The 13,829-nt window shown below is 73.8% G+C and carries 12 protein-coding genes; 6 read left to right on the plus strand and 6 right to left on the minus strand.

Features of this window, described 5'->3' with window-relative positions:
- Positions 1 to 124 precede the first annotated feature (124 nt).
- Positions 125 to 655 carry a potassium channel family protein gene (locus AB0B63_RS26440; protein ID WP_208569875.1) on the plus strand — a complete coding sequence of 177 codons (531 nt, stop codon included), beginning with the start codon at positions 125 to 127 and terminating at the stop codon, positions 653 to 655.
- On the opposite strand, the gene AB0B63_RS26445 is transcribed toward AB0B63_RS26440, so the two are convergent.
- Together AB0B63_RS26445 and AB0B63_RS26450 are read right to left on the minus strand one after the other, a co-directional pair.
- Entirely contained in the window at positions 615 to 1,595 is a 981-nt protein-coding gene (locus tag AB0B63_RS26445) for a hypothetical protein (protein WP_357023529.1), read from the minus strand. The genes AB0B63_RS26440 and AB0B63_RS26445 overlap by 41 nt on opposite strands.
- 30 nt (positions 1,596 to 1,625) lie before the next feature.
- Positions 1,626 to 2,147, minus strand: coding sequence for a VOC family protein (locus AB0B63_RS26450; protein ID WP_208569876.1), 522 nt, complete (start codon positions 2,145 to 2,147; stop codon positions 1,626 to 1,628).
- A gap of 50 nt (positions 2,148 to 2,197) precedes the next feature.
- Here AB0B63_RS26450 and AB0B63_RS26455 point away from each other — a divergent pair, with 50 nt between their 5' ends.
- Complete coding sequence (locus AB0B63_RS26455; RefSeq protein ID WP_208569877.1) at positions 2,198 to 2,659, plus strand: MarR family transcriptional regulator; 462 nt, start codon at positions 2,198 to 2,200, stop codon at positions 2,657 to 2,659.
- Positions 2,660 to 2,716: 57 nt separating this feature from the next.
- A complete protein-coding gene (locus AB0B63_RS26460) occupies positions 2,717 to 4,600 on the plus strand; it encodes a tetratricopeptide repeat protein (protein WP_357023418.1) in 1,884 nt (627 codons plus the stop codon).
- 244 nt (positions 4,601 to 4,844) lie between these two features.
- Here the strand turns inward: AB0B63_RS26460 and AB0B63_RS26465 are convergent, their stop codons facing one another.
- On the minus strand, positions 4,845 to 6,458 hold the full coding sequence (locus tag AB0B63_RS26465) for an ATP-binding protein (protein ID WP_357023532.1): 1,614 nt from the start codon (positions 6,456 to 6,458) through the stop codon (positions 4,845 to 4,847).
- A gap of 41 nt (positions 6,459 to 6,499) precedes the next feature.
- Complete coding sequence (locus AB0B63_RS26470; RefSeq protein WP_208569879.1) at positions 6,500 to 7,156, minus strand: response regulator transcription factor; 657 nt, start codon at positions 7,154 to 7,156, stop codon at positions 6,500 to 6,502.
- A 94-nt stretch (positions 7,157 to 7,250) separates the two neighbouring features.
- Between AB0B63_RS26470 and AB0B63_RS26475 the strand changes: the two genes are divergently transcribed.
- Together AB0B63_RS26475 and AB0B63_RS26480 are read left to right on the plus strand one after the other, a co-directional pair.
- The gene (locus AB0B63_RS26475; protein ID WP_357023421.1) at positions 7,251 to 8,417 is read left to right on the plus strand and encodes a sigma-E factor regulatory protein RseB domain-containing protein; all 1,167 of its coding nucleotides are present in this window, start codon (positions 7,251 to 7,253) and stop codon (positions 8,415 to 8,417) included.
- Positions 8,418 to 8,792: 375 nt separating this feature from the next.
- The gene (locus AB0B63_RS26480) at positions 8,793 to 11,051 is read left to right on the plus strand and encodes an ATP-binding domain-containing protein (protein WP_244253289.1); all 2,259 of its coding nucleotides are present in this window, start codon (positions 8,793 to 8,795) and stop codon (positions 11,049 to 11,051) included.
- Positions 11,052 to 11,252: 201 nt separating this feature from the next.
- Here AB0B63_RS26480 and AB0B63_RS26485 read toward each other — a convergent pair whose 3' ends face one another.
- Positions 11,253 to 11,666, minus strand: coding sequence for a hypothetical protein (locus tag AB0B63_RS26485; RefSeq protein WP_244253290.1), 414 nt, complete (start codon positions 11,664 to 11,666; stop codon positions 11,253 to 11,255).
- A gap of 631 nt (positions 11,667 to 12,297) precedes the next feature.
- Between AB0B63_RS26485 and AB0B63_RS26490 the strand changes: the two genes are divergently transcribed.
- Positions 12,298 to 12,582: a hypothetical protein gene (locus AB0B63_RS26490; protein WP_208569925.1), complete on the plus strand. Its 285-nt coding sequence runs from the start codon at positions 12,298 to 12,300 to the stop codon at positions 12,580 to 12,582.
- Between the two features lie 212 nt (positions 12,583 to 12,794).
- On the opposite strand, the gene AB0B63_RS26495 is transcribed toward AB0B63_RS26490, so the two are convergent.
- Positions 12,795 to 13,781 (minus strand): sporulation protein, encoded by a 987-nt coding sequence (locus AB0B63_RS26495; protein WP_357023424.1) that lies wholly within the window; start codon positions 13,779 to 13,781, stop codon positions 12,795 to 12,797.
- Positions 13,782 to 13,829: the final 48 nt, after the last annotated feature.

Genomic DNA, 13,829 nt, shown 5'->3' on the forward strand with positions numbered 1-13,829 from the left:
TCCTTCGTCGAACGGGGCACCGGTGGTTCACCGGTGCCCCGTTCGACGTCTGTACCCCGCTGCGGCATCGGTCGGGTTCCGGATTCGCCGGGTCGGCCCCGTCCCCACGGCGCAGAATCGCCGCATGGCACGCGACGACGGGAGCTATGCGCGGGCACGCCGGCACACCCTGGCGGCCTGCGCCCTGCTGTTGGTCAGCTACTTCCTGATCCCGTTGGAGCCTGATCCGAACGGCCTGCGGCTGACCCTGCGCGCGGTGGGCACCCTGCTGCTGATCGCCGTGGTCACCTTTCTGGTGACCCGCCAGGTGGGTCGTCAGCTCGGTGCCGCTGCCCCGGTCGGCGAGGACGAGGTCCGGTCGTTGAGCCGCCTGGTGGTGGCGTTGGTCGCCGGGCTGCTCGCCTTCGCGGTGGCCGACTACGTCGTGGCGGGCAGCGGGCCGGACCAGTTCTCCGGGCTGCACACCCGGCTGGACGCGCTCTACTTCGCCCTGACCACCCTCACCACCGTCGGCTACGGCGACGTACACGCCCAGGGGCAGCTCGCCAAGGCGATCGTCTGCGTGCAGATGGTGTTCAGCATCGGGGTGATCGCCACCGGGGCGTCCATCGTGGTCAGGCAGTTGACCGGGAGGCCGGGGCGGGGACCGCGCTGATCAGCACGTCCCCGCCGAGCCGCCCGTGCTCCGGGTCCCGGCTGACCGCACCGGTGTCGAGCAGCTCGGTGAGCGCGCGCCCGGCGTCCACCGCCCGGTACGCCGTCGCGGTCAGCGCGTGCCGCCGCAGCTCGGTCACCGTACGCGGACCCTGCCGGGTCAACTCGGCGAGCAGTTCGCCGCACAACGGACCGGCCGCCGGTGGCCCGGCGACGTCGAGCAGCCCGCCGGCCGGGTCGCGGTAGCGGATCGCAGCGCCCCCGCCGGTCACCATGGACCCGTCGGCGCCCCTGGACCCGTCGCCCGCACCGGGCCCGTGGGTTGCCCTGGACCCGTCGGCGGCACCGGACCCGTCGGCGGCCCAGAGGGCGTCCTTGAACGCCTCCAGGCTCTTGTCCAGCCCGGTGCCGAAGGCCACCCGGCGGGCCGGTGACCCGTCGACGGGCACCAGCTCGACCTCGGCGACCAGCGGAAACCCTGCGGCGGTCAGAGCCGGCCGCAGGGCGGTGGTCGTGGCGGCGGTGAGCAGCACCTCGGCCGGTCGGCCGGTGGTCGTGGCGGCCAGCAGCGCCCGGTCCGGCGGCACGCCGTCGACCAGGGTGAGCAGCGGTGCGCCCGCCGCGCCGGCCGCCTTGAGTGCCACCGGCAGCCGGGCCGGGTCGCCGGGCACCACGTGCACGGCCACGTCACCGGGCAGGCCGGCCTCGACGACGCCGAGCCGGGCGGGCAGTTCGGGGCCGCCGTCGGCGAGCACCAGCACGGTGAGCCGCCGGCCCCGGAGCCGGTCCGCGTGGCCGGCCACCACCCGCAGGGCCGCCTCGGCGCTGCCGGGGTCACCGGCGTACGCCAGCGCGAGGGTGGCCCGCCGGGAACGGTGCAGCGCCCCCGGCAGCCAGTGGTCGAGCTGGCGGACGAGCAGCTCCCGCAGGACGGCGTCGATCGACATGCTGTCGTTCTACCCTACGGCCGTTCAGACCGGGACGGAGATCCCCACCCCGCCCCGGGTCTGGCCGCCGTAGCGGGCCCGTTCGCGGTCGAGGTCGAGCCGGCCGATCCGCTTGCGGGCGGCGAGGGTGTCCTCGTCGAGCTGGTCGGCCGGGACGATCCAGACGATCTCGAACTCCAACCCGTCGGGGTCGCGGCCGTAGAGGCTCTTGGTGGTGCCGTGGTCGGAGGTGCCGACCAGGGCGTCGGCGGCGGCCAGCCGCTGTGCGGTCGCGGCCAGCTCGTCGAGGGTGTCCAGCTCCCAGGCCAGGTGGTAGAGGCCGACGGTGGCCCGGCCGGCCTGCGAGCGGCCGGCGTTCGCGCCGATCTCGAACAGGCCGAGGTCGTGGTCGTTGGTCGAGTCGGGGGCCTGGAGGAAGGCCGCGCCCCGGAACCCGTCCGGGGTCATCGGCACCGGGCGGAAGCCCAGCACGTCGCGGTAGAAGTCGATGCTGCGACGCAGGTCGGAGACGTAGAGCACGGCGTGGTTGAGGCGGTGGATTCCCATGCCACCCACGGTAGCTCGTTTTGGTTGAGCGTTCAACTATTACGGCTATGATGACGGTCATGACCCGCTGGCTGGACCACGACGAGCAGCAGACCTGGCGTGCCTTCCTGACCGCCTCCCGGGCGCTGAGCGACACCCTCGACCGCGAGCTGCAACGCGACGCCGGGATGCCGCACGCCTACTACGAGATCCTGGTCCGGCTCTCCGAGGTGCCCGACCGACGGCTGCGGATGAGCGAGCTGGCCGACCTCACCGGCTCGTCACGCAGCCGACTCTCGCACGCCGTCGCCCGGTTGGAGACCGCCGGCTGGGTCCGCCGCGACGAGTGCCCCACCGACCGGCGCGGCCAGATCGCCGTCCTCACCGACGACGGTTTCGCGGCCCTCGCCGCCGCCGCGCCCGGCCACGTCGAGGGGGTACGCCGGCACCTGTTCGACGCGCTCAGCCCCGCCCAGGTGGACCAGCTGCGCCGGATCAGCGAGACGTTGGTCGCCCACCTGACCGGTTCTTGACCAAGTTGCCGACCGGCAAGGGTTGTACTAACGGTTGCCGGCCAAGCACGATGGGGCGTGTCTTCCGGCTTCGGTGAACTGACCCTCCAGGCGCAGCACCTGGTGTCCGCCGGCGACCTGGCCGGCGCCCAGCGTCTGCTGGCCGACGCGCTGACCGACGCGGACCCCCGCCCCGACCACGCCTCCCCCGAGCTGGCCGAGGCCGCCGGCCTCCAGGCCCGGCTGCTGGTCACCCTCGGCGAACCACACTCGGCACGCGGCTGGGCCGCCTTCGCGTACGCGGCGTCGAGCCGGTTGTACGGCATCTCCGACCAGCGGACCATCTCCACGGCGGCCACCCTGGCGGCGGTCCTGCACCGGGTCGGCAGCGACGCCCGCGCCGCCCGGCTCTATTCCGAGGTGATCCTGGAGCTGACCGCCTGGGACGGCCCCGAGTCGCTGCGGGTGCTCGCCGCGCACGCCGACCTGGCCACCGTGGAGTACGCCCGGGGCCAGTGCGCCCAGGCCCGCGAACGCCTCCAGGACGCATGGGAGCTGCACCGCGAGGTCTACGGCGACGGGCACGCCAGCGGGATCAAGATGCTCGCCCGGCTCGGTGCGATGCAACGCGACTGCGGCCGTTTCGACGAGGCGCACGACAACCTCGCTCTCGCCCGCGAGCTGGCCCGCCAGCACCTGGCCGCCGACGACCCGCTGGCCCGGCAGGTCGCCGCGCTGGCCCGGGCGGCTGCCGACCCGGATCACGTCTGCGACGACGAGCCCACCCCGGAACGCGACGCGCCGGTGGTGCCGGCCGCCCGTACCCCACCACCCGCCGAAGGGCCGCCCGACCTGTCGGCCTGGTCGGCCGGGGTGGTGCCCACCGACGAGGCGTACCCGCCGACGGTGCCCGGCCAGCGGCTACCCCCCGACGACACCGGCTACCCGCAGGGCACCGGGCGGCCCACCGCTTTCGGTCACCCGGCGGGCTTCGACCCCCCCGACCAGCCGACCGGCGCCGGCTACCCCACCCGTGACGGCACCGGACACCCCGGCGGCACCGGCTATCCGGCCACGTCGGACCATCAGGCGGCATCGGGTTATCCGACGACGCCTGGCTATCCGGCGGCACCCGGCTATCCGGCGACATCGGACCATCAGGCGGCGTCGGGCTATCCGACGACGTCTGACTATCCGGCGGCACCCGGCTATCCGGCGGCATCGGGAACCTCGGCCGGGTCGGGCTATTCGGCGACGTCGGACCATTCGGCTGGCTCTGGCTATTCGGCCAGGTCAGGCTGGGGCGGGGACGACGGTCACTGGCCGCCCGAGTCGGCCACCACGACGGCCGGGTCCGGGGCGACCGGCGACCGGCGGGAATCCCCCTACGCCCCGCCGCCGGGCCACCCCGGGCAGGAGGCCGCCGGGGTGCGCCGGGTGGTGCCGGCGGAGCCGCCGGTGGACCCGTCCCGGCTGCTGCCCGTGCTGGTGCCGCGCCGGCACGCCCCGCCCCCACGCCGCCCGGGTGCCGTACCGCTGGTGGCGGTCGGGGTCGCGGTGGTGCTGCTGGGCGCGGTCGCGGTGATCGCCGGGGTGTCCCAGGTGGGCAGTTCCGACGACCCGCCGCCCGTCGCACCGAGCGGGGCAACGCCGACCGCCGCGACGCCGAACGCCGTCCCACCCGCCTCGCCGGGGACCCCACCAGGCAAGGTGACGCTGCGCGACCGACCCGACGGCATCACCCTGACCTGGACGTACCCGGCCGGGAGCGAGGGGCCGGTGATCCTCTCCGCCGCGAAGGCCGGGCAGGATCCCCGCCCGTTCCAGACCCTCCCGCCCGGCACCGACAACTTCGTCGTACACGGCCTGGACCGCACCACCAACTACTGCTTCACCGTCGCCGTGGTCTGGTCCACCGACGTCGTGGCCCGCGCCAAACGCATCTGCACCACCCGCCGCTAACCCCTCCCCCCTCTCCCCTCCTCCCCTCCCCCTCGCCCCCGCCCTCGCCCTCGCCCTCGCCGGAGTTGATCAAGAGCTTTACGTCACCCAACCCTCGATCTTTGACGCAAACCTCTTGATCACCCAGGCACTCGGTTGGACGCGACGGTGATCAAGAGGTTTGCGTCACCCACAACGAAAATCCTGACGCAAACCTCTTGATCAACTCGGGTGGGGGGTGGGGTGGGGGTGGGGTGGGGGTGGGTTAGTCGGGGTCTGGGAGGACTGGGAGGTGGAGCCGGACTGTCAGGCCGGGTTTCGCGTCGGTGAGGTCGACCGTGCCGCCACCCCGGCGGACCAGTTCCCGGACGATGGCCAGGCCGAGCCCGGCGCCGCCCGCGTCCCGGGCCCGGCCCTCGTCCAGCCGGGTGAACCGGCGGAACACCCGGTCCCGGTCCGCCACCGGGATGCCCGGCCCGTCGTCGGTCACCGTCACCAGGTGGTACGCCCCGTCCGTCGTCGACTCGACGGCCAGCACGACCCGGGTACGCGCGTGCCGGACGGCGTTGTCGACCAGGTTGCCCAGCACCCGGCGCAGTTCGTCGGGGACGCCAACCGTCCATGCCGGCCCCGACGCCGCAGCGACGAGCACGACCGGCGGCCCGGACGGATCCCCGACACCCGGCGGGACGGTCGCGCTGCCCCCACCCGACAGCACCGATGCGCTGCCCCCACCCGACGGAACAGGCGGAACGCCGACACCAGGCGGAGCAGACGGATCGCCCCCACCCGACGGAACAGGCGGAACGCCGACACCAGCCGGGACGCACCGGCTGACCACATCCGACGGGACAGACGAAGCGCCGGCCCCGGGTGGGGTGGACGGGTCGTCCCCGTCCGGTGGCTCCGTCGCGGGGACGGGCGGTGCGCCCGGCCAGCGGGCGGCGACCTCGGCGAGCAACCCGCCCAGCTCCACCGGCCCCGCCTCGCGGGCGTGACCGGCCCCCGGTGTCGGCTGCTCGTCGAGTCGGGCCAGCAGCAGCAGGTCGTCGACGAGCCGACCCAGCCGTTCGGTGTCGGCGAGCAGGTCGGTGGCGACGACCGGCCAGTCGGTGCGGTCGCCGAGGCGCTGGGCCACCTCCAGCTCGGTACGCATGTTCGTCAGCGGGCTGCGCAGCTCGTGTGCCGCGTCGGCGAGGAACGACCGTTGCCGGGCGCGGGCCGCCTCCAGCCGGTCCAGCATGTCGTTGAGGGTGACCGCCAGCCGGTGGATCTCGTCCTGTGAGGCGGGCACCGGCAGCCGGTCGGCCGCGTCCCGGCCGGTGATCTCGGCTGCCCCGCTGCGCAGCGCCTCGACCGGCCGCAGGGTCGCCCCGACCACCCGCCAGGCGACCACCGCGAGCAGCCCCACCAGCAGCGGGAAGGCGACCAGCAGCACGGTCCGGGCGGCCTGGGTGGCGTGTCGGATGTCGACGGTGGAGCGGCCCACCAGGACGGTCAACGGTTCCCCCGCGGACTGGGCGGGCACCGCCACCACCCGCACCGGCCCCTCCCAGCCGAGCCGTTGGCCGGGCACCACGGTGCGTTGCCGGCCGGTGCCGGTGAGCTGGTCGGGACGGACCATCGGCACCAGCCGGTCGGCGTCGATGGAGGCGGCCCGGATCCGCCCGGCGGAGTCGACCACCTGTACCCGGAGCTGCCCGCCGGCCACCGGCAGCGGGTCGGGCAGGGCGTTCTCGCCGGCCAGCCGGGCGACCGCGTCGGCGGTGCGGAACGCCTCCTCGTCGACGGTGCGTTGCAGCGTCCAGCCGAGCGCGACCAGCAGCACCACCCCGCCGAGGGCCAGCCCCACGGAGAGGCCGGCCACGCCGAGCACCATCAGTCGGGCGCGCAGGCCGAGCACCGGCCAGCGGGGGCGTCTCACGAGGTCAACCGGTAGCCGGCACCCCGGACGGTCTCCAACCGGTCCCGGCCGATCTTGCGGCGGAGGTAGCCGACGTACACCTCGACCGCGTTCGGGGCGGTACGCAGACTGGCGTCCCAGACGTGGTCGAGCAGTTCGGTCTTGGAGATCACCTCGCCGGGGCGGCGGATCAGGTACTCCAGCAGTGCGAACTCCCGGGCGGTGAGCACCACCTCGGTGTCGGCGCGGGTGACCCGGCGGCGGGCCGGGTCCAGTCTCAGGTCCCCGACGGCGAGGACGGTCGGCCGTTCCGGGGCGCCCCGGCGCAGTAGCGCCCGCAGCCGGGCCACCAGCACCACGTACGAGAAGGGTTTGGTCAGGTAGTCGTCGGCCCCGCAGTCCAACCCGTCGGCCTGGTCGTACTCGCCGTCCTTGGCGGAGAGCATCAGCACCGGCAGCCAACACTCGTCGGCGCGCAACCGGCGGACCACCTCGTAGCCGGACAGGCCGGGGAGCATCACGTCGAGGATCATCGCGTCGTATCCGCCGTGCCGGGCGGCGTCCAGCCCGGCCGGCCCGGTGCCCGCCGTGTCCACCACGAACCCCTCGGCGGTCAGGCCGCGCTGCAACGCCGCCGCCAGCCGCGTCTCGTCCTCCACCACCAGCACCCGCATCATCCCAGCGTGCCACCCCGACGCGACCGACCGGAACGCCGTCCTCAGCCGGCTCACAGCACCCGACGGGCAGGATGGTCCCAGGAGGTGCCCCATGTCCGTACTGAAGAACCGTTCCACCCTGCGGTGGCTGGTGCCACTGGCCGCCGCGGTCACCGTCGTGGGCGGAGGTGCCGCGATCGGCACGTTCGCCGCGAACGCCGAACCCGCGCTGCCGCCGCGCAGCGCCGCCCAGTTGCTCGTCGACCTGCAGACCGCCCGGTTGGACGGGCTCTCCGGCACGGTGGTGCAGCGCGCCGATCTCGGGCTGCCGAAACTGGTCGGCCTGGCCGGTGGGGATGCCGCGCTGCTCAGCGGCACGCACACCCTGCGGGTCTGGTATTCGGGTCCGGACCGGCAGCGGGTCGCGTTGCTCGACACCCTCGGTGAGCGGGACGTCATCCGTTCCGGCCGGGACGTGTGGACCTGGGACAGCAAGGCCAACACCGCGACCCACCGGACCCTGCCGGAGTCGACCGGGCGGGCGGCGGAGGGCGCGTTGCCGGTCACCCCGAAGGAGGCCGCCGAGCGGGCGCTGGCCGCCGTCGACCCGAGCACGCTGGTCACCACCGGCCGGTCGGCCACCGTCGCCGGTCGGGACGCGTACGAGCTGGTGCTGACCCCGCGTGACGAGGCGTCCCTGGTGCACCAGGTGCGGATCGCCATCGACGCGACCGAGCACGTGCCGCTGCGGTTCGAGGTGCTCGCCAACGGTGCCGACCAGCCGGCCTTCGAGATGGCCTTCACCCAGGTCGACTACCGCCGGCCGGACGCCGACCAGTTCACCTTCAACCCGCCGCCCGGGGTGAAGGTGACCGAGGCGACCGGCGACCTCCCGGGTGCGGAGGCCGGGTCGAAGGACGGGGCCGGGTCGAAGGCCGACGCACACCGGAAGGCCGGGGCCGCGGCGAAGCCCGGGGCGGGCGACGACGCCGGTCTGCGTACGGTCGGGACCGGCTGGACCACCGTGCTGGTGGCGCGGACGGACGCGGCGGACGCGGCGCGCACCCCGGTCGGTGGCGCGGCGAAGCCGGGACCGGCCGACGGACCCGGCGCGGCGCAGGCCCTCGACATGCTCAACGGGTTGCCGAAGGTCAGCGGGGACTGGGGCAGCGGCCGGCTGTTCGCCGGGAAGCTGTTCAGCGTGCTACTCACCGACGACGGGCGGGTGCTCGCCGGGGCGGTGACCCCGGAGCGGCTGTACCAGGCCGCGCGGGGCTGAATCCCGCACGCTACGACCCTCGGGGGTCCGGGCCGGCGCGAGCCGGTACGGGCCCCCGTCGGCGTGTGCCGGTACGGGCCCCCGTCGGCGTGTCCGACCCCGGCAGCGCCGACCTCGCCTGCCGGGAGGGTGGCAACACACCGGGTGGGACGCCCTGCGGTGTGCCACGGGAGGGTGGCGTCGGCCGGGGCAGGGTGAAGGCTTGGTGGAGTGCCGACGCAGGCGGTATCTTGAACAGTTCCCGAAATGCAAAAAGGAATGGCACAAAGCCATTCCAGAAGCGATTTTAATCGACGAGGAGACGGCTTGTCAACGCACCCGGACGAGCTGCGGCAACCCGACGACGAGATCGGCCGCGAGCAGGAGTACGTCTCGATGCTCTACGGCCGGCTGGACGACCTGCGTGAGCAGGCCACCCGACGGCTCACCGACGAGCTGCGCACCGGCGGCGGCACCCTGCAGGACCGCTCACAACGCGACAGCGCCGTACGGATGTACGCCGACCAGGTCGAGCAGTTCTCGGCGGTCGAACAGGGGCTGGCCTTCGGTCGGCTCGACGGGGCCGACGGCAGCCGGCACTACGTCGGCCGGATCGGCATCTTCGACACCGACGGCGACTACGAACCGCTGCTGATGGACTGGCGCGCTCCCGCCGCCCGGCCGTTCTATCTCGCCACCGCCGCCAACCCGCAGGGTGTCCGGTTGCGGCGGCACCTGCGTACCCGGGAACGGAAGGTCACCGGCCTCAACGACGAGGTGCTCGACATCGAGACCGCCTCCCCCACCGGGCACGAGGAGCTGACCGGTGAGGCGTCCCTGCTCGCCGCGCTCAACGCCGGCCGGACCGGCCGGATGCGGGACATCGTCGAGACCATCCAGGTCGAGCAGGACCGCATCATCCGGGCCGACCTGCCCGGGGTGCTCGTCGTGCAGGGCGGCCCCGGCACCGGCAAGACGGCCGTCGCGCTGCACCGCGCCGCGTACCTGCTCTACACCCACCGCCAGCAGCTCTCCACCCGGGGCGTGCTGCTGGTCGGGCCGAACGCCACCTTCCTGCGCTACATCTCCCAGGTGCTGCCGGCCCTGGCCGAGACGGGGGTGCTGCTCAGCACCCCCGGCGACCTCTTCCCCGGGGTCAGCGCCCGCCGCGCCGAACCGGCCCGCACCGCCGCACTCAAGGGTCGGTCGGTGCTGGCCGAGGTGCTCGCCGCCGCCGTCCGGGACCGGCAGTGGGTGCCCGACGCGCCGCTGGAGATCGAGTTGCCCCAGCGGGAGGTGCTGCGGCTGGACCCGGAGACGGTACGCCTGGCCCGCGACCGGGTCCGGCGCACCGACCGCCCGCACAACCTGGCCCGCGCCCTGTTCGACATCGAGGTCGTACACGCACTCGCCGAGCAGGTCGCCGAGCGGATCGGGGCCGATCCGCTCGGCGGGGACAACCTGCTGGAGGAGGCGGACCGCGCCGAGATCCGCCGGGAACTGCGCGAGGAACCGGAGGTCACCGCCGCGCTGGACCAGCTCTGGCCGGTGCTCACCCCGCAGCGGCTGCTCGCCGACCTGTACGCCTCGCCGGAGCGGATCGCCGCCGCCGCGCCGATGCTCACCGACGACGAACGTGCCCTGCTGCACCGGCCGGCGGGCGACGGCTGGACGCCGGCCGACGTGCCGCTGCTGGACGAGGCCGCCGAACTGCTCGGCGAGGACGAGCGGGCCGCAGCCGCCCGCCGGGAACGCATCCGCTCCTTCCAACGCGAGTACGCCGAGGGTGTGCTGGAGATCGCCCGGGGCTCCCGCTCGATCGACGTGGAGGACGAGGCCGAAGGCGGTGAGATCCTCGGTGTCACCGACCTGATCGACGCCGACCGGCTGCTGGAACGGCAGGAGGAGACCGACCGGCTGACCACCGCGCAGCGGGCCGCCGCCGACCGGAGCTGGGCGTTCGGGCACATCATCGTGGACGAGGCGCAGGAGTTGACCCCGATGGCCTGGCGGCTGCTGATGCGCCGCTGTCCGAGCCGGTCGATGACGATCGTGGGGGACGTGGCGCAGACCGGTGCGCTGGCCGGCACCCCGTCCTGGGCCGAGGCGTTGGAACCGTACGTGGCGCGGCGCTGGCGGCTGGAGGAGCTGACCGTCAGCTACCGCACCCCGGCGGAGGTCATGGCGGTCGCCGCCGAGGTGCTCGCCGGGATCGACCCGCAGCTGCGCCCACCCCGCTCGGTACGCCACAGCGGGGTGCCGCCGTGGGACCGGACCGTCGAGCCGGACCGGCTCGGCGTGGAACTGGTCGAGGCGGCCCGTCGGGAGGCCGCCGGGCTGGACGGTGGCGGTACGGATGCCCGCCCGGGTGACCGGGAGGGGCGGCTCGGGGTGATCGTGCCGGTCGGGCGGGCCGACGAGCTGGCGGGTGTACTGCTGGCCGCGCTGCCCGAGGCGGCGGTCGGCGAGCAGCCCGAGCTGGAGAGCCGGGTGGTGCTGCTCACCGTCGGCCAGGCCAAGGGGTTGGAGTTCGACTCGGTGCTGGTGGTCGACCCGGACGGGATCGTCGCCGAGTCCCCCCGGGGTCGCAATGACCTCTATGTCGCGCTGACCCGCGCCACCCAACGCCTGGGGGTGCTCCGCCCGACCCCTTGACCCCCACCTCTCGAAGCGGGCCACCGCGTTCACCGGGAGACCACCGTGGGGGCGCCCGACCCCTACGCCCACCCCGACGCACCGGGCCCGTGATCGGCAAGATCGTGCTGCAACATGGATGTAGTGGCCTCCCGGCGAGAGGAGGCCACTACATCCATGTTCGAGCGTGATCATGGGGCGGGTGCCCCTCCAGCAGCGCGGTCAGTCGTCGGAGAAGTCGCCGATCTCGACGGCGCTGGCCGACTGGTCACTGACGGGGCCGCCGGTCGGGGTGCTCAGCCCGCCGGTGGTGGCGTCGCCGGTGGTCGTCGGTGCGACCGTGCCCGGGTGTCGTCCGGGCTGCCGGGCCACCCGCCGCACACTGGCCGGGCCGGCGGTGCCGCCGGTGGTGGTCACCGCCCCCTGGCCCCGGGTCGGGCCACCGTCGCGCAATACCTCCGGGTCGATCGGCACGTCGGCCACGTCGTCCGGGTCGTCCTCCTGGAGGGCTCTGGTCACGTCGACCCGGGGCACGGTCACCTCGTCGAGCGCCCCGGGGCCGTACACCCCGGCGGTGAGCCGCTCCTCGGCCTTACGGGTGGAGTTCCGCATCACGTCGTCGTCGCGCACGTCCATCACCTCGCAGAGTCTCGGCGGAACCCGCTGCGTGCCCGTGACCCGCACGACCAAACACCGCATCCAGCCCCGGGGACCAGGCCGGCAGCAGGCGGTCGAGACAGCGACCGCACCCCGTCCCACCCTCGCCCTCGCCCTCGAGCGGACCGCACCCGCCCGACCACGCACAGGCCCCACCCTGCGACCCCGGACGGGCCGCACCCGCCCCGACCACGCATAAGCCGCACCCCGCGGCCCCGGGCGGACCGCACCCGCCCGACCACGCTTAAGCCGCACCCCGCCCCGACCGCGCACAGGCCGCACCCCGCTTCGGCCCGGGCGGACCGGAGCTGGGTCGGCGCGGCGTCGCCGCGTACCACGGTCGGGGTACCGGAGGGCGGGCCCGGCGGCGGCGGAATTTCGGCCGGAAGCCGGTGTTACCTGCTCGCCGTCGGGGGGTAGACCCAGGGTGCCCCCGCCACAGCAGGCGAACCGTGCCGTGGCCGACCGCGGTAGCGGGGTGAGGGAGCGCAGGTACTCATCAAATCCTGAGGAGGACCAGATGAGCACGCAGGCTGCATCCACCAGGCCCATGAACCGGCCGATGGACACCGCCCAGCGCAACGCCATGATGAACGAGCAGACCCGGCAGATGCCGATGATGCACGACGGGCACCGGGAAGCGATGCCGTCTCCGGGTACGGAGACCAAGCAGTCGTTCCTGACGACCGAGTTCTGGGTGTACGCCGCCGCAGTCGCGGTCGTGGTGATCTCCGCCTTCTGGCGTGGTACCGCCACGAACGGCCTGAACATCAACAACCCGACGCAGGCGTGGTGGTTCCTGACCGCCCTGACCGGCGCCTACCTGGTGAGCCGGGGCCTGGCGAAGGCGGGTTCGGCGCGGCGTTCCGGCGCGGAGCGCAAGGGTCGTCGCTGACCGTAGCTGACCCGAGCAGCACGAGCTGCGCGGGACGATGGCCCCCGGGACTGCTCCCGGGGGCCATCGCTGCTCTGGGGACCGCCGAGCACGGTCCGACCGTCCTGAAATGTCACACTGGGACCGCCGAGCAGGATCCGGCCGTCCCGGTATGTCCACACCGGACCGGGGACCCGCCCGGCGACGGCCCGTCCGCCGGACGTGACCTCAGTTCACTCGTCGCCGCCGAAGTCGCCGCCGTCGTCGTCGCCCTCGAAGGCGTCCTCGAGCAGTTCACCGGCGACCAGGCCACCGGCGACACCGAGCGCCGCACCGGCCACCACGCCACCCATCCCCGGGCCCCGGCCGTGGTGGCCGTGGCCGTGGCCGTGCATCGGGTAGCCGTGGGTGGGGGCACCGTATCCGGAGGAGGCGCGCAGGTTGCCGTACGTGGAGGTGGTCTCGCGCAGCCAGCCGTCGACGACCTGGACCCAGTCGACGCGGTCGACGTCGGTGTGGGAGACGGTGTAGCGGCCGAACACGTCGTGCCCGGAGCTGAGGAAACCACCCCGCTTGTCGCACTCCAGCACCACCTCGACCCCGTGCGGGCCGGTCACGAAGGTCAGCTCCAGCTCGGTGATGGCCTGCGCGTACTGGGGTGCGGCGAAGAACTCGATCTCCTGGTAGAACGGCAACGTCTGCTGGGAGCCCCGGATGTGGCCCCGCTCCAGGTCGGCGTGCTTGAACCGGAAACCGAGCTGCTGGAACGCGCCGAGGATGTGCTCGTGCACCGGCAGCGGGTGCACGTTGACCTGGTCGAGGTCGCTCTTGTCGACCGCGCGGGCGATCGCCAGCTCGGTACGCAGCCCCATGGTCATGCCGTGCAGGCGCTGACCGTAGACGTCGGTGATCGGGGTCTCCCACGGAACCGGCAGCTGGAACGGGATGGCGAGCTGCTGCTTCGGCGCGAGCTGGAGCGGGCCGCTGACCACCATCCGGTGGAACTCCATGACGCCGGCGTACTCGCTGTCGCCGCCCTCGATCTCGACCCGGGTGACCAGGCCGATGACGACCTGCTCGATGTTGGCGGGGGCGTCCCCGCCGACCAGGTTCACGTTGCCGTCGAGGGTCAGGCCGGGCCGGGTGTTCGGGTTGGCCAGGACGGTGTCGACGCTGGGCCCACCGACCCCGAACGCGCTCAGCATCTTTTTGAAGACCATCGGAACTCCCGCTTCACGGTCGGCGCGTACTCCACCGTGGAGCACGCA

This window comes from Micromonospora sp. NPDC049081 (assembly GCF_040648835.1).
Taxonomy (GTDB): domain Bacteria; phylum Actinomycetota; class Actinomycetes; order Mycobacteriales; family Micromonosporaceae; genus Micromonospora; species Micromonospora antibiotica.